Consider the following 22,213-nt stretch of genomic DNA (forward strand, 5'->3'; position numbering starts at 1 on the left):
AGGAGGACCTGCGGTGAGCGAGAAGAGCCCGAAGCTGCGCGCCGAGCTGGACGGCATTCCGACATACAAGCCCGGCAAGCCGGCCGCCGCGGGCGGTGCCGTCGCGTACAAGCTGTCCTCGAACGAGAACCCGTACCCCCCGCTGCACGGGGTGCTGGAGAGCGCGGTCGCGGCGGCCGGCAGCTTCAACCGCTACCCCGACATGGCGTGCACCGGCCTGGTGAACGAGATCGCGGAGCGGTTCGGCGTGCCGGTCGAGCACGTGGCCACCGGCACCGGCTCGGTGGGCGTGGCCCAGTCCCTGATCCAGTCGACCGCCGGTCCGGGCGACGAGGTCATCTACGCCTGGCGGTCCTTCGAGGCGTACCCGATCATCACGCAGATCTCGGGCGCGACCTCCGTCCAGGTCCCGCTGACCGACGGCGACGTGCACGACCTGGACGCGATGGCCGAGGCGATCACGGAGCGGACCCGGCTGATCTTCGTCTGCAACCCGAACAACCCGACCGGCACCGCGGTGCGCCGCGCCGAGCTGGAGCGGTTCCTGGACCGGGTGCCCTCGGACGTCCTGGTGGTGCTGGACGAGGCGTACAAGGAGTTCGTCCGCGACACGGACGTGCCGGACGGTGTCGAGATCTACCGCGACCGGCCGAACGTGGCCGTGCTGCGCACCTTCTCCAAGGCGTACGGTCTGGCCGGCCTGCGCGTCGGCTTCGCGATCGCCCACGAGCCGGTGGCCGCTGCGCTGCGCAAGACCGCGGTGCCCTTCGGTGTCAGCCAGCTCGCGCAGGACGCGGCGGTGGCCTCGCTGCGCGCCGAGGACGAGCTGATGGGCCGTGTCGGGGCGCTGGTGTGCGAGCGGACGAGGGTCCACGAGACGCTGCTGGCGCAGGGCTGGACGGTGCCGGACACCCAGGCGAACTTCGTGTGGATGCGGCTGGGGGAGCGGACCGCCGACTTCGCGGCGGCCTGCGAGAAGGCCGGTGTGGTGGTCCGGCCCTTCGCGGGCGAGGGCCTGCGGGTCACGATCGGCGAGCCCGAGGCGAACGACCTCTTCCTGCACACGGCCGAGGCGTTCTTCAAGGAGATGTAGGGGCTGCGGGCCGTCAGGCCAGTTCCACGCGGATGGGGTCGCCGTCGCGGACGGTGGCCAGCAGGCGGGGGTCGCCGTCGAACGAGCCGAGTACGTTGCACGGGCTCGCCAGGCGGCTCTCGCCTCCGCGCGAGATGGGCGTGGGGCCGTAGGGCAGCGCGAGCGCGTCGCCCTCGGTCCAGAACGCGACGGTGCCGGGCTCGACGACCTGCTGGGCGTCGTCTTCCAGGGCCACGGAGACGCCGGTGTCGAAGTAGACCTCCTCGCCCCAGGTGTTCGCGGAGGCGGAGATCGGGAGGGCCGCGGCCAGGGCCTTGCTGGTCGGGGTCTCGTCGAGGGTTGCGGTGAGCAGGCCCGCGGGCCAGGAGATGCGAATCTTCATGAGCCACATTCAACAATTTGTTGAATGGATTGGCTAGAGGGGCCCCCGCTGTGGAGGACCGAAAGGCGATGCGCAATAATGCTTGTGAATGTGAACGCGTTCACAAGCGTGTCTTGCTTCTCCCGGTATGGGAGGAACCCGCCAGGCAGACTGCGGCTGTGACCACGGCGACGACAAGGAGAAGACGACGTGGACCTAGCTTTGGCGCCAGAGACATTGGCGCGCTGGCAGTTCGGCATAACCACCGTCTATCACTTCCTCTTCGTGCCGCTGACGATCTCGCTCGCCGCCCTCACGGCCGGCCTGCAGACCGCCTGGGTGCGCACGGAGAAGGAGAAGTACCTCAGGGCCACGAAGTTCTGGGGAAAGCTTTTCTTGATCAATATCGCGATGGGTGTCGTCACCGGCATCGTCCAGGAGTTCCAGTTCGGCATGAACTGGTCCGACTACTCGCGATTCGTGGGTGACATCTTCGGAGCGCCGCTGGCCTTCGAGGCGCTGATCGCCTTCTTCTTCGAATCGACCTTCATCGGCCTGTGGATCTTCGGCTGGGACAAGCTGCCCAAGAAGATCCACCTGGCCTGCATCTGGATGGTGTCCATGGGCACCGTTCTGTCCGCCTACTTCATCCTGGCGGCGAACTCCTGGATGCAGCACCCCGTCGGGTACCGCATCAACGGGGAGCGGGGCCGGGCCGAGCTCACCGACTTCTGGCTCGTGCTCACCCAGAACACCGCCCTCACCCAGTTCTTCCACACCATCACGGCCGCCTTCCTGGTCGGCGGTGCGTTCATGGTCGGCATCTCGGCCTTCCACCTCGCGCGCAAGAAGCACATCCCCGTGATGCGGACCTCGCTGCGGGTCGGCCTGGTCACCCTGATCATCGCCGGAATGGGCACCGCGATCAGCGGTGACCTGCTCGGCAAGGTCATGTTCAAGCAGCAGCCCATGAAGATGGCCGCCGCCGAGGCGCTCTGGGACGGTGAGGCGCCGGCCCCCTTCTCCGTCTTCGCCTACGGCGACGTCGAGAAGGGCCACAACAAGGTGGCCATCGAGATCCCCGGTCTGCTGTCCTTCCTCGCCAACGACGACTTCACCTCCTTCGTCCCCGGCATCAACGACGTCAACAAGTCCGAGCAGGAGAAGTTCGGGCCCGGCGACTACCGGCCCAACATCCCGGTCGCCTACTGGGGCTTCCGCTGGATGATCGGCTTCGGCATGGCCTCGCTCGGCGTCGGCGTGCTGGGCCTGTGGCTGACCCGCAAGAAGTTCATGCTGCCGCCGGGGCTGCGCACCTCGGAGGACGAGGTACCCAACCTGGTCCTCTTCAAGAAGGCGCTCAGCCCGAAGTGGGGACAGCTGTACTGGATCGTCGCGCTCTGGACGATGGGCTTCCCGCTCATCGCCAACTCCTGGGGCTGGATCTTCACCGAGATGGGCCGCCAGCCGTGGGTGGTCTACGGGGTCCTGCGCACCCGGGACGCGGTCTCGCCGAACGTCTCGCAGGGCGAGGTCCTCACCTCCATGATCGGTTTCACGCTGCTCTACGCCGTGCTCGCCGTCATCGAGGTCAAGCTCCTCGTCAAGTACGTCAAGGCCGGCCCGCCCGAGCTCACCGAGGCCGACCTGAACCCGCCCACCAGGATCGGCGGGGACGACAAGAACGCCGACCGGCCGATGGCCTTCTCGTACTGAGGCTGGGGAGACCACACCATGCAACTCCACGACGTCTGGTTCGTACTCATCGCCGTCCTGTGGACCGGCTACTTCTTCCTGGAGGGCTTCGACTTCGGGATCGGCGTACTGACCAAGCTGCTCGCCCGCGACCGCACCGAGAAGCGGGTCCTGATCAACACGATCGGGCCCGTCTGGGACGGCAACGAGGTCTGGCTGCTCACCGCGGGCGGCGCGACCTTCGCCGCCTTCCCCGACTGGTACGCCACCCTCTTCTCCGGGTTCTACCTGCCGCTGCTGATCATCCTCGGCTGCCTCATCGTCCGCGGTGTCGCCTTCGAGTACCGGCACAAGCGCGACGAGGAGCGCTGGCAGACCAACTGGGAACACGCGATCTTCTGGACCTCGATGATCCCCGCGTTCCTGTGGGGCGTCGCCTTCGCCAACATCGTGCGCGGCGTGAAGATCGACCAGCACAAGGAGTACGTCGGGACCCTCCTCGACCTGCTCAACGGCTACGCGCTCCTCGGCGGCCTGGTCACCCTCACCCTGTTCACCTTCCACGGCGCGGTCTTCGCCTCGCTCAAGACGGTCGGTGACATCCGGGAGCGCTCGCGCAGGCTCGCGACCCGGCTCGGTGTCGCGACCGCGGTGCTGGCCCTGGTCTTCCTGACCTGGACCCAGTTCACCCGCGGTGATGCCAAGAGCCTGGTCGCCATGGCCGTCGCGGTGATCGCGCTGCTCGGGGCCCTGGGCTTCAACCAGGCGGGCCGCGAGGGCTGGTCGTTCGCACTGTCGGGGGTCACCATCGCGGCAGCCGTCGCGATGCTCTTCCTGACGCTCTTCCCGAACGTCATGCCGTCCTCGCTGGACGACGCGTGGAACCTCACGGTCACCAACGCCTCGTCGAGCGCGTACACGCTGAAGATCATGACCTGGTGCGCGGCCGTGGCCACCCCGCTGGTCCTGCTCTACCAGGGCTGGACGTACTGGGTGTTCCGCAAGCGCATCGGTACGCAGCACATCGCCGACGCGCACTGACGCCCGGCCCATCCGTTCGACCCCCTGCCGAGGGATGTTTCACGTGAAACCGATCGACCCGCGCCTGCTCCGGTACGCCCGTTCCACCCGCCTCTTCCTGGGGGCGGTGGTGGCCCTGGGCGTCGCCGGCGCGGGGCTGGTCGTCGGTCAGGCGATGCTCATCGCCGAGATCGTGGTCGGCGCCTTCGAGAAGGGGCTGGACGGGGCCGCGCTCCGGACGCCACTGCTGCTGCTCGCGGCGGTGGCACTGGGGCGCGGCCTGGTCACCTGGATGACGGAGCTGGCCGCCCACCGGGCCGGCGCGGCCGTCAAGTCGGAACTGCGCGGCAGGCTCCTGGAGCGGGCCGCGGACCTGGGACCCGGCTGGCTGACGGGTCAGCGCACCGGCTCGCTGGTGCAGCTGGCCACGCGAGGGGTGGACGCCCTCGACGACTACTTCTCCCGCTACCTGCCCCAGCTGGGGCTCGCCGTGGTCGTACCGGCGGCGGTGCTCGCCCGCGTCGTCACCGAGGACTGGGTGTCGGCGGCCATCATCGTGGTCACGCTGCCGCTCATCCCCGTGTTCATGATCCTGATCGGCATGGCCACGCAGTCGCGGATGGACCGCCAGTGGCGGCTGCTGTCGCGGCTGTCGGGGCACTTCCTCGACGTGGTGGCCGGCCTGCCGACGCTGAAGGTCTTCGGGCGGGCCAAGGCGCAGGCCGAGTCGATCCGCAGGATCACCGATGACTACCGGCGCGCCACGATGCGCACCCTGCGCATCGCCTTCCTCTCCTCCTTCGCACTGGAACTGCTGGCCACCCTGTCGGTGGCGCTGGTGGCCGTGACGATCGGCATGCGGCTGGTCCACGGCGGCCTCGACCTCTACACCGGGCTGGTCATCCTGATCCTGGCCCCCGAGGCGTACCTGCCGCTGCGGCAGGTGGGGGCGCAGTACCACGCGGCCGCCGAGGGGCTGGCCGCCGCGGAGGAGATCTTCGACGTACTGGAGACCCCGCTCCCCGGTGCCGGCGGACGGGCGGAGCTGCCGGCCGGGGCCCCGCTGCGGATCGAGATCGACGGGGTCGCCGTCCGCCACGCGGGCCGGGGCGAGGACTCTCCCGCTCCCGTCTCGCTGGCCGTCGGGCCGGGGGAGTGCGTGGCCCTCACCGGATCCAGCGGGTCCGGGAAGTCCACGCTGCTCCAGGTGTTGCTCGGGTTCACGGCCCCGACCTCGGGGCTGGTCCGGGTGGCGGGTGTGGATCTGGCCGACCTGGCACCGGAGCAGTGGCGCTCGCGGATCGCGTGGGTGCCGCAGCGGCCGCACCTGTTCGCCGGGACCATCGCCGAGAACGTGAGGCTGGCGCGCCCCGGGGCCTCGGACGCCGAGGTGACCGCCGCCCTGGAGGACGCCGGGGCGTGGCCGTTCGTCGCCGCACTGCCGCAGGGGACGGCGACCCGGCTCGGCGAGGGCGGGGCGGGCCTGTCCGCCGGCCAGCGCCAGCGGCTCGCCCTGGCGCGGGCGTTCCTGGCGGACCGGCCCGTTCTGCTGCTGGACGAGCCCACCGCGGCCCTGGACGGGGAGACCGAGGCCGGGATCGTGGAGGCCGTACGCCGGCTCGCCGAGGGGCGGACCGTACTGCTGGTCGTGCACCGCCCGGCGCTGCTGGCCCTCGCCGACCGGGTCGTGCAGGTGCGCCCCGGGCCGCTGTCCTCCCCCGCCCTGTCTTCCGCCGCCGTGTCCTCCTCCGCCGTGTCCGGCGCCGCCGTGTCCTCCTCCGCCGTGTCCGGCGCCGCCGGGCTGCGGCCCCGGGAGCCGCAGCGGGATCCGCAGCGGGCCGTGGACCCGGACCCGGACGGCGCCCCGGCTGCCGGCCCCGCGTCGGCGCGGACCCCCGGCGCGGACCCGCTCGGCCGGGTACGAGCCGCCGCCAAGGCCTGGCGGGGGCGGTTCCGGCTCGGGCTGCTGCTGGGGGCGCTGGCCGTCGGGTGCAGCGTCGGCCTGATGGCCGTGTCCGGGTGGCTGATCTCGCGGGCCTCCGAACAGCCGCCCGTGCTCTATCTGATGGTGGCCGTCACCGCCACGCGGGCCTTCGGTATGGGCCGGGCCGTCTTCCGGTACGCCGAGCGGCTCGTCTCCCACGACGCCGTCCTGCGGATGCTCGCCGACCTGCGGGTCTCCGTGTACCGGAGGCTGGAGCGCATCGCCCCCGCCGGTCTGCGCGAGCACCGGCGCGGGGACCTGCTGGCCCGTCTCGTCGCCGACGCCGACGCGCTGCAGGACTACTGGCTGCGCTGGCTGCTGCCGGTCGGCACCGCGCTGATCGTCGGCACCGGCTCGGTCGCCTTCACCGCCTGGCTGCTGCCCGAGGCGGGAGCGGTACTCGCCGCGGGGCTGCTCGCCGCCGGGATCGGTGTGCCGCTGGTCAGCGGGGCATGCGCCCGCCGTGCTGAGCGCCGGCTCGCGCCCGCCCGCGGCGAACTGGCCACCCGGGTGGCCGATCTGCTCACCGGCACCGCGGAGCTGACCGTGGCCGGCGCGCTGGAGGACCGCAAGGCCCGTACGCGCGAGAGCGACCACCTGCTGACGGGAATCGCCGCGCGGGGCGCCGCCGCGAGCGGGCTCGGCGGCGGACTGTCCGCCCTGGTGTGCGGGCTCACCGTGGTGGTCTCCGCGGCGCTCGCCGCGAACGCGGTGCACGGCGGACGGCTCTCCGGGGTGGCCATGGCCGTCGCCGTGCTCACGCCGCTCGCCGCCTTCGAAGCGGTGACCGGACTGCCGCTCGCCGTCCAGTACCGCCAGCGGGTGCGCCGCAGCGCCGAGCGGCTGTACGAGGTCATCGACGCTCCGGCCCCGGTCGCCGAGCCGGAGCGGCCCGCCGCTGCGCCCGGCTCGCCGTTCCCGGTGAGGCTGACCGGGCTCGGCGCCCGCCACCCGGGTCAGGACCGGGACGCGCTGCGCGGGCTCGACCTGACCCTGGAGGCCGGCCGGCGCATCGCCGTCGTCGGGCCATCGGGTTCCGGCAAGACCACGCTGGCCCAGGTGCTGCTCCGGTTCCTGGACCCGCGCGAGGGCACGTACACCCTGGGCGGGAGCGACGCCCGCACCCTCGACGGGGACGACGTCCGCACGCTCGTCGGCCTGTGCGCCCAGGACGCGCACATCTTCGACAGCTCCGTACGGGAGAACCTGCGCCTGGCCCGGACCGGCGCGAGCGAGGAGGAACTGCGCGCGGTGCTGGCCGCTGCCCGGCTGCTGGAATGGGCGGACGGCCTGCCGGACGGGCTGGACACACTGGTCGGCGAGCACGGGGAACGGATCTCGGGCGGGCAGCGCCAGCGCCTCGCCCTGGCCCGGGCACTGCTCGCGGACTTCCCCGTACTGGTCCTCGACGAACCGGCCGAGCACCTCGACCTGGCAACCGCGGACGCCCTGACGGCGGACCTGCTGGCCGCGACCGAGGGCCGCACCACCGTGCTGATCACGCACCGGCTGGCCGGTCTGGAAGCGGTCGACGAGGTGCTCGTCCTGGATCGCGGGGAGGTCGTACAGCGTGGCGCGTACGCGGAGCTCGCCGCCGCCGAGGGCCCACTGCGCCGGCTGCTGGAGCGGGAACGGGCGGCAGACGGTACTTTGGCCGACTTTCCCCGCTAATGGGCACTAACTAGGCTCAAGGGCATGTCAGTGCAGGAGTCGCAGCAGTCCCCCGAGCCGTCACAGGCAACCCCTGGAACGCCGGACCCGCTGGAGGCCGCCACCCAGGCCACCAGGAGTCTGCACGGCCTGTCCACCGAGCTCACGGCCCGGGTGCCGCAGCTGCTGGAGGCCATGAGGTCGGTCGGTACGGGACTCGAGCTGCACTCCACGCTCGACCGCATCTGCGAGACGGCGGCCGAGCTCGCCGGCGCACGCTACGCGGCGATCGGCGTCGTCGACACGGAGGGCCGGGGGCTCTCGGACTTCGTCACCTACGGGATCGACACCGAACAGGCCCGGAAGATCGGGCACCGCCCCGACGGGAAGCGGGGCCTGCTCGGGGCGCTGATCTCGCACCCCGAAACGGTGCGGCTCGCCGACCTGACCGAAGACCCGAGGTCGGCGGGGTTCCCGGCGCACCACCCCCCGATGAAGACCTTCCTCGGGGTCCCGATCCGGGTGCAGGGGGAGATCTTCGGCAACCTCTACCTCGCCGAGAAGAACGGCGGGGTCGAGTTCAACGACTACGACGTCCACATGGTCCGGGTGCTGGCCACCGAGGCGGGCATCGCCATCGGCAACGCCCGGCTGTACGAGGCCGCCACCCAGCGGGAGCGGTGGATCGACGGCTCGGTCGCCGTCACCACCGCCCTGCTGTCCGGCGGGGACGCCGACGACGCGCTCGCCGTGGTCGCCGAACAGGCCCGCCACCTCGCCGACTCCGCGGCCGGGATCGTGATGCTCCCGGCCGAGGAGGGCGGGATGGAGATCGTCGCCGTCTCCGCCGAGAACCCGGCCACCTCGCTGGGCATGGTGATTCCGGCCGAGAGTCCCGTGGTGGACAAGCTGCTCCAGGGCGAGCCGGTCTTCGTGGAGGACGCCGCCTCCGATCCCCGCATGATCAGCAAGCTGACCAGCGAGTACGGCCCCTGCATGATGCTCCCGCTGCACAGCGGCGGACGGGTGCTCGGCGCGCTCGTCACCCCCCGCGCCCGCGGCGGGCGGCCCTTCAGCGAAGCCGAGCGGACGCTGGCCACCCAGTTCGCCTCCCAGGCGGCTCTCGCCCTGATGATGGCCGAGGCCCAGCGGGACCGGGAGCGGCTCGCCGTCTTCGAGGACCGGGACCGGATCGCCCGGGACCTGCACGACCTGGTCATCCAGCGGCTCTTCGCCACGGGCATGATGCTGGAGGGCGCCCAGCGCCGCTCCATCGTCCCCGAGGTCCGTGACGGCGTGGGCAAGGCCGTGGACGAGCTGGACGTGACGATCCAGGAGATCCGCACCGCGATCTTCGCCCTCCAGCAGGGTCCGGCGGAGGCCCCCTCCGGGCTTCGTACGCGGGTGCTGCGCGAGATCAACATGGCCGCCGTGCCGCTGGGCTTCAAGCCCGCGCACCGATTCCTCGGCCCGATCGACGCGGTCGTCGGCGAGCTGGTGGGCAAGAACCTGATCGCCGCACTGCGCGAGGCCCTCTCCAACGCCTTCCGGCACGCCGACGCGTCCCGGATCGAGGTGGTCCTGGACTGCACCATCACCCTCGACGACGGGCGGCCCGGGGTCCGGCTGGAGGTCGCCGACGACGGGGTGGGCATCCCCGAGGGCGGCCGGCGCAGCGGGCTGCGGAACCTGCGCCGGCGGGCCGAGTCGCTGGGCGGGTCGAGCTGGTACGGCCCGGGCATCGGCGAGGACGGCGGAGGAACCACCCTGGTGTGGGAGGCCCCGCTCTAGGGCCTCTTCAGGCCCGGCAGGCACTTCCTAGACGTGTCCCTGCTGCCGCTGTGCGATGCGTTCGGCCACGATGCGCTCGATGACGACGGCGACCCCGTCCTCGTTGTTGGCGGTCGTGCGCCCGGACGCGGCCGCGATCACGTCGGGGTGGGCGTTGCCCATCGCGTACGAGGTGCCCGCCCAGCCGAGCATCTCGACGTCGTTCGGCATGTCCCCGAAGGCGACCACCTCGTCGGCGGAGATGCCCCGCTCGGCGCAGCACAGCGCCAGGGTGCTCGCCTTGGAGACGCCGTGCCCGCTGATCTCCAGGAGAGCGGTCGGGCTGGACCGGGTGATCGACGCGTACGAGCCGGCGGCGGAGCGCGCCAGCTCCAGGAACTCGTCGGGGGCGAGCTCGGTGTGGTGGGCGAGCAGCTTGAGCACGGGTGCGGCGCCGTCGCCCGTGTCTTCCCTGAGCAGCTTCTCGGCGCTGGCCAGGATCGCGCCCGGGTCCTTGAAGAAGGGCGGGTAGGCGGGTTCGTAGTTGATGCCGGTGGTCATCTCGACGGCGAAGGAAGTGCCGGGAGCCGCCGCGCGCAAGGCCTCGACGACGGAGAGCGCCGCGTCCCGGGGAAGGGCCCTGACCAGTACGAACTCGCGTCCCGCGTGGAGGTCGACGACCGCCGCCCCGTTGGCGCAGATCGCGAGGCCGTGCCCGTGGACATGGTCGCTGACCACGTCCATCCAGCGGGCCGGGCGGCCGGTCACGAAGAAGACCTCGATGCCGGCCTCCTCGGCTGCGGCGAGCGCGGCGACGGTGCGCTCCGAGACGGACTGGTCGTCGCGCAGCAGAGTTCCGTCGAGGTCGGTGGCGATGAGCCGGGGCACGGGGGTCGTCCCGTCCGGACGCGGGGAAGCCGAGATCACCGACCCATCTTCGCCCATGGCCCCGAACCGCCCGACCCCGCCCGTGCCCCGGAGGTCGCGGCGAGGCATGTTTCACGTGAAACATCGCCTCCCCGTAGGCTCGACACATGAGTCTGCGTCTGAGCACGGTGATCCTTCCGGTACGGCGATGGCACGAGGGAGGCCGCGACCAGTGGCTGCGGGCCGAACAGCTCGGCTTCCACACGGCCTACACCTACGACCACCTGTCCTGGCGGTCCTTCCGGGACGGGCCGTGGTTCGGTGCGATCCCCACTCTCACTGCCGCGGCGGCGGCGACGCAGCGTATGCGCCTGGGCACGCTGGTGACCTCGCCGAACTTCCGGCACCCGGTGACCCTGGCCAAGGACCTGATCTCTCTCGACGACATCTCCGGCGGGCGGATCACGCTCGGCATCGGCGCGGGCGGCAACGGCTTCGACTCGACCGTGCTGGGCCAGGAGGCCTGGACGCCGCGTGAGCGGGCCGACCGCTTCGCCGAGTTCGTGCCGCTGCTGGACCGGCTGCTGACCGAGGGCGCGGTGAGTCAGGAGGGGACCTTCTACTCCGCCGAGGAGGCGCGCAACATCCCCGGCTGTGTGCAGCGGCCGAGGCTGCCGTTCGCCGTCGCCGCGACGGGACCGCGCGGTATGCGGCTCGCCGCCCGCCACGGCCAGGCGTGGGTGACCACGGGCGATCCGAAGCTCTTCGAGGAGGGGACGCCCGAGCAGTCGCGCGAGGCCCTGCGCGGGCAGCTCGAACGCCTCGACAAGGCGCTGGCGGAGATCGGGCGGGAGTCCGAGCCGATGGAGAAGATCCTGCTGACCGGCTTCACGCCCGAGGCCAACCGGGTGCTGGAGTCCGTGGACGCGTTCGTCGACTTCGCCGGCCGCCACCGCGAGCTCGGCTTCACGGAGCTGGTGATCCACGCCCCGATCCCGGACTCCGACTTCGCCTCGGACGAGAGCGTCTTCGAGGCGATCGCCACCGAGGGACTGGCTCAGCTGGAGCGCTGACCGGCCGCCGGCCCGGCCGTCGTCTGCCCGCCCCGTCGCCGCTTCCCGGACATCCGCACGGGAAGCGGCGACGGGTGGCTCAGCCCCTCAGCTGGCCGAGGACACGCTCCGCGGAAGGCAGCAGCCACTCCGGCAACTCGTCCTCGGACAGTGGCCGCAGCTCATCGATCAGGGCGGAGACACGGGTGGCGCCCGCTTCGGCGTCGCCCCGCTCGTGTTCGGTCCACGCGGCGTTGGTCACGCACTGGAACCGGTCACGGAGATGGCCGGCACCGAGCTCCGCGTAGGCCCGGGCGGCCCGGTCCCAGAGTTCGATCTCCTCGACACGCAGCCCGTCGACCTCCGCGTCGCTGAGCGAGGGCCCGGAAAGCTCCCCGAGCTCGTCGTCCCGGTCCTCGTCGTCCCGGTCCTCGGCGTCCCCGTCCTCGTCGTCCCGGTCCTCGTCGTCCCCGTCGTCGTCCGCGTAGGACTGCCCGTTCGCGACGACGTGCTGGTCGAGCACCTGCGCCAGCTGGTGCCAGGTCTGGGCGAGTTCGGAGCGCAGCTCGGGGGCACCGGGATCCGCCGCCAGGGCGGCCTCCAGTACCGCGGCGGCCTCGGCCATCCGGGCCCGGGCCCGCTCCACGGTCTCCCCGGTGACCTCCTCGCCCAGTCCCAGCCAGGCCAGGGAGCGCAGGATCCGCACCTCGGCGACCGGTGCCCCGCCCGCCCGCCGGTGCAGGACGAGGGAGCGCTCGTAGGCCGCAGCCGCCTCTTCGACCAGCCCCGCGTCGGAGAGGGCGTCGGCGGCCGACTGCGCGAGGCTCGCCTGCGGACGTGCGTCCTCCCAGCCCTCGGCCGCCTCGGCGGCGAGGAGGTACTGCTCGGCCGCCGACCGGGCCTCGTTCAGCCGGCGCAGCAGATCGCCCAGGAGTTCCCGTGCGAACACCGTCTGCTGGTCGCCGTGCTCCAGCAGGTCGGGCAGCGTCGACTGCAGGATCTCCGCCGCCTCGGCCTCCCGGCCGTCCGTCGCGTACGCGCGGGCCAGCAGCAGCCGGGCCTGTGCCCCGCCGTCGGCGGTGAGACCGGCCTGGTCGAACCAGTGGGACGCCGCCAGCGCGTGGTCGGCGGTCTCCGCCGCCGCGCCGCCGCGCCGCAGCAGGATGTCCGCGAGGGTCAGCCGTACGACGCCCTGGGTCTCGGGATCGGTCACCTCGGCGGCGTGCTCCAGACCCGAACGTGCCGCCTGCTCCGCTTCCTCGGGGCGGTCGAGCGACATCAGTACCCCCGCCCGCAGTACCAGGGGGTCCACCGCCTGCCACGGCCGGCCCGCTCCGACCGCCCGCGCGGCGGCATCGGCCAGCAGGGCCACGGCCCGCTCCGGATCACCTTGGGAGAGGGCCACCCGGCCCAGCATCTCCTCGGCGTCCGCGACCAGGTCCGCCAGGGGCGTGTCCCGGTAGGCCGCGACGAAGGCGGTCAGTTCGGCCGCGAGCCCGTCGTGGCCGTGCTCCTCGCCGTGGCCATGGCCGTGCCTGTGGCCGTGGGCGTGGGAGTGGTCCGCGGCACCGGACGCCTCGACCGAGCGCAGGTACGACTCCACGCGGATCTCGGCCAGTTCCGCGAGCGCGATGCGGCGCGGGCGCAGCGGTTCGGCCGGGTCCAGTGCCTCGGCGGCCCGGACGGCCGCCGCCAGCAGTTCCCGGATCCGTGCGGGTCCGGCCCCGGACTGGGCGGCCTCGCTGGCCAGCCGGAGCTCGGCCAGTGCTGCCCGCTCCGTCCGGCCGAGCGCCAGGTACTCGTCCCGCACGGCGGCGAGCAGCCCGGCCGCCTCCTCGGCGCCGCTCCTGGCAGCGGCCAGGGCGCGGTGGTCAGCGAGATCGGCGCGGACCAGCGGGTCGGTCCCCGGCTGCGCGTGCGCCCGTACGGCGACCTCGGCCCACAGTGCGTCCGCACTCGGATGTCCCTGGTCGCGGGCGTTGCGGGCCCGCTCCACCAGCTCGTCGAAGCCGAGGGAGGAGTGCGGGCCGCCTGCTGTCGCGGCCGGCTCGGCCAGCGTGGCCGCCGGGGCCGAGCCGGGCTGGGCGGGCGTCCCGGGAGCGGCCTGCGGCAGCGCGGTGCCCCGCACGCCCAGCGGGAGCACGCGGGCCAGCGGCTGCCGCGCGACGCGTTCCAGGAACCGGTCCGATACGCGGGTGGTGCCGTTGCGGGCGTCGAACTGCCGGGCGATGTCGAGCGCGCCCGCGTGCAGGACCTCGTACAGCTCGGAAACCGTGCGGGGGGTCCCCTCGTAGGGGACGGCGGGGAGCTGTCCGTGGCCGAGTTCGTCCAGGCGGCGCAGCAGGACGAGGATCCCTCCGTGGAAGGCCAGCTGGTCGTCGACATTGGCGAGGGGGGTCACGTGCGGGGCGTGCTCGGCCAGGATCTCCAGGCCGCGGGACTCGTTGCCGGTGAGCGCGCAGAACTCGATGTGCCGGCCGACCGACGGGAGCAGGCTGTCGTTGCCCCGTGCCAGGCGGTAGCCGCGCAGGTGGTGCGAGCGGGCTTCGTCGGTCCGGCCGAGCCGCAGCAGCGGCAGCAGCGAGGTCGCGAGGACGCGGTGGGGCTCCTCGGCGCACGTCAGATCGCCTTCGAGGACGGGCTTCCAGATGTCGAGGGCGGCGGCGTCGTCCCCGCGCAGGACGGCGTACTGTCCCTGGCCGTTGAGCTCGCAGGCGCGGCAGTCGCTCATGGTGTCGCGGTCCGCGGCTTGCCAGCGGGCGAAGGCCTGCTCGGCCCGCTCGTCCTGGCCGATGGCGTGGGCGAGCCACAGCTCTGCCTCACGGACGGGCCGCTCGCTGTAGCCCGCGGTCCGGTACCGGCGCTCCATCTCCTCCAGCCACCCCGTGGCCGACTCCAGGGGGATCCCGGGGGAGTCCGAGATGGCCGTCGCCACCCACTTGAACTGCCAGAACAGCGAGTGCGCGTCCCATTCGGAGAAGGCGCCCGGGTCCTTGTCGTACTCCTGGAGCAGCCGGGCGAAGGGCACCAGCATCTTCGAGGACTCGGAGCTGTAGAGGTAGGCGTTGATCAGGTTGTCCAGGGCCTCGCGGAACAGGGCCCGGTCACCGCTCGTCTCCGCGGCCCCGGCCAGTGCCTCGGCGTGTGCGTTGCGCGCGGAGCCGTTCGGGGCTTCCCGGTTCTCGGCCAGACCCCGCACGATCTCCTCGCGCGTCACGGTCGTCACTTCTGGTCCTCCTGGGCGTCGCGGGCGTCGGTGTCGTCGGCGGCGGGGGCCGGGGCCGTCGGGTGGGTAGCCCATTCCAGGAGCCCGAGGAAGGCCCGGTTGAGCAGGGTCGAGTCGGCGGGGCGCAGCGGCCGCTGGGACATCAGCAGCGCCTGCCCGTACAGCGATTCGACGGCGGTGCCGGTCAGCACCTCGTCGGGGAGGGAGGAGATCCTGCGGATCAGCGGGTTGTTGTGGTTGAGGACGAGGCGGGCGCGGGGCGCGGAGCCGCGCAGTGCGCCGAGGATGCCGCTCCACAGGGAGTCGGCGCTCTCCAGTGCGGCGCTCCGGTCGCGTTCCTGGCGGGCCTGCCGGTCGTCGAGGTAGAGCGCGGGGACGGTGACGGGCTGGAAGGCGCGCAGCACCACGTCGCAGCCCTGGGGCTCCAGGCGGGTGCGGGCGGTGGCGAGGAAGGGGGCCAGTGCCAGTTCGGCGTCGGTGGGCACCGGGTCGAGCCGTTCGGTGACGGCTCCGGCGTCGAGCTCGGTGACCTTCAGCTCCGGTCGTACGGAGGGCAGCAGGGCCAGCAGGTCGGCGTCGTAGGTGTAGCCGGCGTTGATGATGCCGAGGCCGTGGGCCGCGGCGATCGGGGCGATCTGGCGGAACTCCTCCACGGTGCGAGTGAAGTGGATGTCCGTGTGGGCGGCCGCGAACTCCTGGAGGCTCATCGAGCCGTCGCTGGTCTCGAAGGGAAGCCACGGCAGCATCAGTCCGAGCAGTTCGGAGTCGTGGCGGGCCATGGACTTCACACCGAGGTGGTGGACGCGCAGGAAGGCGGCGAGGCGTTCGGGATCGCTCGCCGCGAGCTCGGCGAGCCAGCCGCGCACGCGGGAACCGAGGGCGTCGCGTACGGCGGAGAGGGTCTCGTCGTCGTACAGGTTCTCGCGGGAGGCGGTGGGGCGCAGGGTGTCGGTGTCGAGGACGACGCGCACGAAGAACGCCCAGTCCGGCAGCAGGTTGTCGGCGCGGTCGGTCAGCAGCATGCCCTTGAGGTGGACGCGGTGTCCGGCCCGGTGGGCGGGGCTGGTCGGTTCGGGAAGGACGTACGCCACTCCGCGCACCCCGGCGAGGGGCAGGTCGAGGTCGATGCTGTCGAGCGGGGTGAATCCGAAGAGTGCGGAGCAGTGCCCGGCGAGTGCGACGCGGCGGGCGGCGGGGGTGGGGAAGGGCCGGTCCCACACGGCGGGCAGGTCGGTGACCGGGCGCGGCTCGCCGCCCTCGCCGTCGTGGAAGGTGATGTCGTACGGGAGCAGGGAGCCGTAGTCGCGGGCCAGTTGCTCGACCTTGGCCGGGACGGTCCATTCGGTGGCGCCGGGGCGGGCTTCCAGGACCACGGTGGTGCCGGGCTCCAGGCGTGCCTCGTGGGGCAGTTCGCGGACGGTGTACGAGCCGTCGTCCGTGGCCAGCCATTCGACGGGTGCGGCGTGCGGGTCGCGGGCGGAGCGGGTGATGACGCGGATCTGGCGGGCCACGACGAAACAGGCGAGCAGGCCGATGCCGAACTGGCCCAGGAATTCGCGGCGGGCGGCTTCCAGTCCGTGGTCGCCGCCGCGCTTGGAGCTGCGTCCGATGGTGGCGAGGAGCGAGTGAGCCTCGGCGGCGGTCAGGCCGATGCCGCTGTCCTCGATGGTCACCCGGCCTCCGGTGGCCGACAACCGGATGCGGACCTGCGCACCGGGTTCGAGGGCGTGACGGGCGGTGACCGCGTCCACGGCGTTCTGCAGGAGCTCGCGTACGTAGACGCGGGGGCTGGAGTAGAGGTGGTGGGAGAGGAGGTCGACCAGGCCGCGCAGATCGACCTGGAAGCTGTGGGATTCGGTTTCGGACTCGGACTCGGACTCGGACGTCATGGTGCGTCACCTCGCGTGCGTGTGTGCAGGGTTGGTTCGGCGATCGCGAGGTACCCCCCCTCACGGATCCCGGAGTGGGACACACATTAGGGGGATGGTCCGACAATCTCGGTATGAATTCCCCCCGGTCCCGGCGCGTTACTGGAAGCGCAGGAAACGCGGTGGCACGCAGTCGACGAGCCATACGCCGTTGGCGCTGATCCGGAAGACGTGGCCGGCCTCGCGCATCGCCGCGGCGTCCACGCTGAGCACCACCGGCCGGCCGCGCCGGGCGCCGACCCGGGTGGCGGTCTCCCGGTCGGGGGACAGATGGACGTGGTGGCGGGCCATGGGGCGCAGGCCCTCGGCGCGGATCGCGTCCAGGGCGGAGGTGACGGTGCCGTGGTAGAGGTACGCGGGCGGCTCGGCCTCCGGAAGGCCCAGGTCCACGGGCACGGTGTGTCCCTGGCTGGCGCGGATCCGGGATCCGTCGACGGCGAACCGCTGCTTGTCGTTGGCGGCGACGACGTGGTCGAGCTCGGCGCGGGTGAACGGGAACCCGTGGGCGGTGGCCGCGCGCAGAAGGTCGTCGATCTCCACCCAGCCGTGGGCATCGAGCACCAGTCCGATCCGTTCCGGCTGATGCCGCAGGTGTTTCGAGACGTATTTGGAGACCTTGACCGTGCGTCTTTCATCCATAAGCCCAGCGTGCCGGGTGGAGGACCTTCCGAAAAGGGATTTTCGTGGTACCGGGAGGCGCTGGACACCGCTATCGTTTTTCCAAGATACGGAATATCTTTTCCGCTGCTACGTCTGCCCAGGGGGAGAAATCATGACAGCCCGTACCTCTCTGCCACGCCGCGCAGCCGCCGAGATCATCGGAACCGCCGGTCTCCTCGTGGTCGTGATCGGTTCCGGCATCAAGGCCGCCCAGCTCAGCACCGACACCGGCGTGGCTCTGCTGGCCAACTCGCTGGCCTCGGCCATCGGTCTCGGGCTGATCATCACCCTCCTCGGGCCGCTGTCCGGCGCCCACCTCAACCCGGTGGTCACCCTGGTCAGCTGGTGGGCCCGGCGCACCGGCGGCGAGGGCCTCAGCGGCCGCGACGCCCTCGTCTACACCGCGGCCCAGACCGCGGGGGCCATCGGCGGCGCCGTCCTCGCCGAGGTCATGTTCGGCCGGACGCCGGGTGCCTTCGCCACCCAGGTCCGCGACGGCGGGAACCTGCTCCTCGGAGAGGTGATCGCCACCGCCGGACTCGTGCTGGTCATCCAGGGCCTCGGGCGCATCGGGCGTCCGAGGCTCATCCCGGCCGCGGTCGCCGCGTACATCGCCGTCGCGATCTGGTTCACCTCCTCCGGGTCCTTCGCCAACCCGGCCGGCACCATCGGCCGCTCCTTCAGCGACTCCTTCACCGGCATCGCGCCGGAGTCGCTGCCCGGGTTCGTCGCCGCGCAGCTGATCGGCGGCATCCTCGGCCTCGCCCTCGCGGGCATCCTCTACGGGGGCACGCGCACCCACAGGACGGTGCCGGCCGACATCGTGCCCGCCGGGACCTCGCCGGCCAAGGGCGAGTTCGAGACCATCGGTTGAGACGCGGGCTCCGTTGCCCACAGGTGAAGTGGACTTGTCCACAGCCGATTGGGCGGGTTTTGACGGCAAACGCGTGATCCGCCCTGTGGACTACTGAACGGGCGGACGCACATCCTTCCGTATGCCCGCCGTATGCCCTGGCGCGCTCCTCAGCGATTGCCCCGGCGTGCCAGATCGTTCATCGTCCGGGCCTGCAGCTCCCGCTCCGTCGCCGCCCGGACGAACTCCGCGACGTGCTCCGCGCCGACCAGCTCCTGCACCGCCCGGACCGTCCCGGCCGGCAGCACCACCGGTGAGGGACCCGACGGCTGGGGTGCGCCGGACGCCCCGAGGTGCCGCTGCAGGTGCCGCGTGGCGAACAGCCGCATCGCCCGCGCCAGCTCCGCGTCCACCGTCTGCTGGGCCAATGGCCGCAGCCGCCGTACCATCGTCGCCGCCTCCGCCGCGTCCGCGTCGGTCGGCGGCACCTGCCCGAGGTAGCGCGCGAAGACGTGCTCGGTGGTGAACTCCAGGAACCGCGAGGCGATGTGCTCGACCTGCCCCCGCAGTTCCCGCAGGTGCCCGGTGATCGCCGACAGCGGCACCCCGGCCGCGTACAGCTCGGCGGCCACGGCCAGCTCCTGCGGGGAGGGCACCAGGAACTGATCCGGGCGTCCCGGGATCCGCTCCAGCACCCCCAGCTCGCACGCCTCGCCCACGGCGTCGTCGTCGGGCCTGCCGCCGAACCGCTCGTTCAGCTCCTCCCGGGTGATCCGGGCCGCCTCCTCGTCGGTCCACGGGCCGTGCACCTCGGCGACCAGCCCCAGCACGCCCCCCAGCCCGCGCCCGGCGTCCCAGGCCTCCAGCAGTTCCTTGATGGAGGCCAGGGTGTAGCCGCGGTCCAGCAGGTCCGCGATCTGGCGCAGCCGCGCCAGATGCGTGTCCCGGTAGACGTTGGAGCGGCCCCGCCGCTCCGGCTTCGGCAGCAGCCCGCGGTCCTGGTACGCACGGATCGTGCGCACCGTCGCCCCGCTGTGGTGCGCCAGATCCTCGATCCGGTACTCGGCTACGGCCTGATCGGACAATCCCGGCTCCCTACGACATCGCGGCTCGGCCGACCGCGCCCGCCGCGGACCGGGCGGCAGGTGAAGCCGCAAGGTGCTCGACCGCCCTGCGCAGCGAGCCCTCCTGCGAGGGATGGTACGACCGCCGGATGGAGCCGGGTATGGCCGTGCCGGGCTCTCTGCGAGCCGGGACGGCGACCCCGCTCACAGCCTGGGCTCCAGGCGCGCGATCCGGCGCAGAGTGCGGGGCGCGAAGCGGGACATCCACAGGGCGCCCTTGGACTCCGGAGTCACCGGTACCACCGCCTCGTTGCGCACCACGGCCCGCAGGATCGCGTCGGCCACCTTCTCCGGCGGGAAGTTGCGCAGCCCGTACAGCCGTGAGGAGCGTTCCTGGCGGCGCTTCTCCTCGGCCGCGTCCACCCCGGCGAAACGGGAGGTGGCGGTGATGTTGGTGTTGACGATGCCGGGGCAGATCGCCGAGACGCCGATCGACTTCGAGGCCAGTTCCGCGCGCAGGCACTCCGACAGCATCAGTACGGCGGCCTTCGAAGTGCTGTACGCGGGCAGGGTCCGGGAGGGGAGGTAGGCGGCGGCGGAGGCGGTGTTGACTATGTGCCCGCCCTGGCCGCGCTCGGCCATCTGCTTCCCGAATATCCGGCAGCCGTGGATGACGCCCCACAGGTTGACGTCGAGGACCTTCTTCCAGTCCTCGGCGCTGGTGTCGAGGAAGGACCCGGACAGACCGATCCCGGCGTTGTTGACCAGGACGTCCACGATCCCGTACTCGGCCGCGACCTTCGCCGCGAGCTTCTCCATCGCCTGCTCGTCGCTGACGTCCACGCACTCGCCCCAGGCCTCCGGGGCGCCGACGAGGCGGGCCATGTCGGCCGTGCGCGCCGCGCCCTCGCCGTCCCGGTCCACGGCCACCACCCGGGCCCCGGCCTCGGCGAAGGCGAAGGCGGTGGCGCGGCCGATGCCGCTGGCCGCGCCGGTCACCAGGACCAGCTGGCCGCCGAAGCGGTCGGCGTACTTGCCGGGGGCCTTCAGCTCCGGCGCGCGGGTCGCAGGCTCCTCCCGGGCCGTGACGAACTCGGCGACCCAGGCGGCGAGCTGGTCCGGCCGGGTCCGCGGCACCCAGTGCTTGGCGGGCAGCGTCCGGCGCAGCAGGTCCGGAGCCCACCGCTCCAGGTCGTCGTACAGCCGCTCCGAGAGGAACGCGTCCCCCGTCGGGGTGATCAGCTGCACCGGGACGTGCGCGAAGGCGTCCGGGCGGGGCCGGCGCAGGCGGGGCCGCACGTTGTCCCGGTAGAGCCAGGCCCCGTGCGCCGCGTCCGAGGGCAGTGAGGCCGTCGGGTAGGAGCCGGCCGGCACCTTCTCGACCCGCTCCAGCATCTTCGGCCAGCGCCTGCCGAGCGGCCCGCGCCAGGCGAGCTCCGGCAGCACGGGCGTGTGCAGCATGTACACGTACCAGGACTTGGCGCCCTGGCCGAGCAGCTGCGCCGCCCGGCGCGGGGTGGGCCGCGACATCCGCTTCTTGATCCAGTGCCCGAAGTGGTCGAGGGAGGGACCGGACACCGAGGTGAAGGAGGCGATGCGGCCCTCGGTGCGGGCGACCGTCGCGAACTCCCAGCCCTGGACCGAGCCCCAGTCGTGGCCGACCAGGTGCACCGGCCGGTCGGGGCTGACGGCGTCCGCCACGGCCAGGAAGTCGTCGGTCAGCTTCTCCAGGGTGAAACCGCCGCGCAGCGGCTGCGGCGCGCTGGAGCGCCCGTGTCCGCGCACGTCGTACAGCACCACGTGGAAGCGCTCCGCGAGCCGCTCGGCCACCTCCGACCAGACCTCCTTGCTGTCCGGATAGCCGTGCACGAGCACCACGGTCGGCCGGCCCGTCTCGCCGAGCTCGACGACGCACAGTTCGATGCCGCCCGTGCCCACCCGGCGCTCGCGCCCACCGGCCAGTCCCACCGCGCCCGCTCCACCGGTGCCGTTCATACGGTTCATGCCGCTCATGCTGCCTTCTCCTCGGCCCAGCGCCGCACGTGCGGCAGATCGTCGTCCAGCCAGAACGCGCTCTCCTCGGGATCCCGGGAGTCGGTGACGACCAGGATCTCCTCGAACTTCGCCCCCGTGCCCCGGAAGCCCAGATGGGGCTCCACCGCCCACAGGCCGGCCTGCGGCGCGTGGTCGGAGAAGCGGTACGGGCTCCACAGCGGGGACCAGCCCTCACGGTGTCCGCGCAGGGCGTCACCGGCCAGCCCCTTGAGGGACTGCGTGCCGAAACCGAACGCCGTCGGCGACCAGCGCCGCTCCTTGACCCGGTCGATCTTGTGGGCGATGACGCCGAAGGGGTACGCGCGATGCCGGTTGGCGTACCCCTGCCGGGTCATCAGCCGCTCGACGTTCTCGTAGATCTCACGCAGCGACCGGCGCTCGCGCACCTGCTCCAGGATCAGCACCCGGTGTTCGCGCAGGTCGGACATGAGCCGGTCCTGCACCGGATTGAGACCGAGGCTGCCCGAGTACCCGATGTCGGCCGCGTACCCCTTGTAGACCGGAGCCATGTCGAGGATGAACGGCATCCCCGGCTCCAGCTTCCGGTTGGTGGGGAAGAACTGGAGCGGGATCTTGAAGTTCACGAACGCGGTGCGGTCCCCGAACCAGGCGAACGGCAGGTGGAACCAGTCCCGTACGCCCCGCTCGCGCAGCCATTCACGCTGCATGCGCGCGGCTTCGCGCTCGGTCACCCCGGGCCGCAGCTGGGCCGCGACGGCCTCCGCGCACTCGTAGGAGAGCCGTTGCACTTCCCTGAACCCGCGCAGGTCGGTGTCGAGCCGCGCGGTGCGTTGCTTGGTGTCCCCAGCCATGCCAGCAGTCCCGTCCCCTGTAGCCGTACGCGCCCGTAAGTTGACACTGATGAATGTGACAATGCCTGGAGATCACGTCAAGGCCCGTGCACGGACCTGTGGACAAACTTGTCCGGGTCACAT

The 22,213-nt window shown here is 72.1% G+C and carries 15 protein-coding genes; 7 read left to right on the forward strand and 8 right to left on the reverse strand.

Translation table 11 applies throughout. From position 1 onward, the window contains the following. Positions 1-13: 13 nt before the first annotated feature. Positions 14-1,093: a histidinol-phosphate transaminase gene (hisC, locus tag ACZ6Y1_RS09585; protein WP_469625397.1), complete on the forward strand. Its 1,080-nt coding sequence runs from the start codon at positions 14-16 to the stop codon at positions 1,091-1,093. Between the two features lie 13 nt (positions 1,094-1,106). Here the strand turns inward: hisC and ACZ6Y1_RS09590 are convergent, their stop codons facing one another. After that, positions 1,107-1,475, reverse strand: coding sequence for a cyclophilin-like fold protein (locus ACZ6Y1_RS09590; protein WP_365164281.1), 369 nt, complete (start codon positions 1,473-1,475; stop codon positions 1,107-1,109). 189 nt (positions 1,476-1,664) lie between these two features. Here ACZ6Y1_RS09590 and ACZ6Y1_RS09595 point away from each other — a divergent pair, with 189 nt between their 5' ends. The 4 genes from ACZ6Y1_RS09595 to ACZ6Y1_RS09610 are packed head-to-tail and all read left to right on the forward strand — an operon-like array spanning position 1,665 to position 9,594. Beyond that, positions 1,665-3,170, forward strand: coding sequence for a cytochrome ubiquinol oxidase subunit I (locus ACZ6Y1_RS09595; protein WP_469625401.1), 1,506 nt, complete (start codon positions 1,665-1,667; stop codon positions 3,168-3,170). 18 nt (positions 3,171-3,188) lie between these two features. Further along, positions 3,189-4,190, forward strand: a complete 1,002-nt coding sequence (cydB, locus tag ACZ6Y1_RS09600) for a cytochrome d ubiquinol oxidase subunit II (RefSeq protein ID WP_469625403.1) — start codon at positions 3,189-3,191, stop codon at positions 4,188-4,190. A gap of 43 nt (positions 4,191-4,233) precedes the next feature. Then, entirely contained in the window at positions 4,234-7,824 is a 3,591-nt protein-coding gene (gene cydD / locus ACZ6Y1_RS09605) for a thiol reductant ABC exporter subunit CydD (protein WP_469625405.1), read from the forward strand. Positions 7,825-7,848: 24 nt separating this feature from the next. After that, positions 7,849-9,594, forward strand: coding sequence for a sensor histidine kinase (locus ACZ6Y1_RS09610; RefSeq protein ID WP_469625407.1), 1,746 nt, complete (start codon positions 7,849-7,851; stop codon positions 9,592-9,594). 27 nt (positions 9,595-9,621) lie between these two features. Here the strand turns inward: ACZ6Y1_RS09610 and ACZ6Y1_RS09615 are convergent, their stop codons facing one another. After that, the gene (locus tag ACZ6Y1_RS09615) at positions 9,622-10,518 is read right to left on the reverse strand and encodes a Cof-type HAD-IIB family hydrolase (RefSeq protein WP_469625409.1); all 897 of its coding nucleotides are present in this window, start codon (positions 10,516-10,518) and stop codon (positions 9,622-9,624) included. Positions 10,519-10,607: 89 nt separating this feature from the next. Here ACZ6Y1_RS09615 and ACZ6Y1_RS09620 point away from each other — a divergent pair, with 89 nt between their 5' ends. Next, positions 10,608-11,513, forward strand: coding sequence for an LLM class flavin-dependent oxidoreductase (locus ACZ6Y1_RS09620; RefSeq protein WP_469625411.1), 906 nt, complete (start codon positions 10,608-10,610; stop codon positions 11,511-11,513). Between the two features lie 79 nt (positions 11,514-11,592). Here the strand turns inward: ACZ6Y1_RS09620 and ACZ6Y1_RS09625 are convergent, their stop codons facing one another. The 3 genes from ACZ6Y1_RS09625 to ACZ6Y1_RS09635 all read right to left on the reverse strand — a co-directional run bounded on the left by ACZ6Y1_RS09625 (position 11,593) and on the right by ACZ6Y1_RS09635 (position 17,285). After that, the gene (locus ACZ6Y1_RS09625) at positions 11,593-14,718 is read right to left on the reverse strand and encodes a tetratricopeptide repeat protein (protein WP_469625413.1); all 3,126 of its coding nucleotides are present in this window, start codon (positions 14,716-14,718) and stop codon (positions 11,593-11,595) included. Continuing rightward, positions 14,715-16,607 carry an HSP90 family protein gene (locus ACZ6Y1_RS09630; protein ID WP_469625415.1) on the reverse strand — a complete coding sequence of 631 codons (1,893 nt, stop codon included), beginning with the start codon at positions 16,605-16,607 and terminating at the stop codon, positions 14,715-14,717. Before ACZ6Y1_RS09630 ends, ACZ6Y1_RS09625 begins: the two co-directional genes overlap by 4 nt. A 138-nt stretch (positions 16,608-16,745) precedes the next feature. Next, a complete protein-coding gene (locus ACZ6Y1_RS09635; RefSeq protein WP_469625417.1) occupies positions 16,746-17,285 on the reverse strand; it encodes an RNA 2'-phosphotransferase in 540 nt (179 codons plus the stop codon). Between the two features lie 133 nt (positions 17,286-17,418). Here ACZ6Y1_RS09635 and ACZ6Y1_RS09640 point away from each other — a divergent pair, with 133 nt between their 5' ends. Next, positions 17,419-18,180, forward strand: a complete 762-nt coding sequence (locus ACZ6Y1_RS09640) for an aquaporin (protein ID WP_469625420.1) — start codon at positions 17,419-17,421, stop codon at positions 18,178-18,180. Positions 18,181-18,329: 149 nt separating this feature from the next. Here the strand turns inward: ACZ6Y1_RS09640 and ACZ6Y1_RS09645 are convergent, their stop codons facing one another. The 3 genes from ACZ6Y1_RS09645 to ACZ6Y1_RS09655 form a co-directional block, all read right to left on the reverse strand. Then, positions 18,330-19,244: a MerR family transcriptional regulator gene (locus tag ACZ6Y1_RS09645; RefSeq protein ID WP_469625422.1), complete on the reverse strand. Its 915-nt coding sequence runs from the start codon at positions 19,242-19,244 to the stop codon at positions 18,330-18,332. Between the two features lie 183 nt (positions 19,245-19,427). Beyond that, entirely contained in the window at positions 19,428-21,236 is a 1,809-nt protein-coding gene (locus ACZ6Y1_RS09650) for an SDR family oxidoreductase (protein ID WP_469625424.1), read from the reverse strand. Beyond that, positions 21,233-22,090, reverse strand: coding sequence for a M24 family metallopeptidase (locus tag ACZ6Y1_RS09655; RefSeq protein WP_469625426.1), 858 nt, complete (start codon positions 22,088-22,090; stop codon positions 21,233-21,235). The genes ACZ6Y1_RS09650 and ACZ6Y1_RS09655 overlap by 4 nt, the downstream gene beginning before the upstream one ends. Between the last annotated feature and the right edge of the window lie 123 nt (positions 22,091-22,213).

This window comes from Streptomyces sp. NPDC053432, from assembly GCF_055585365.1.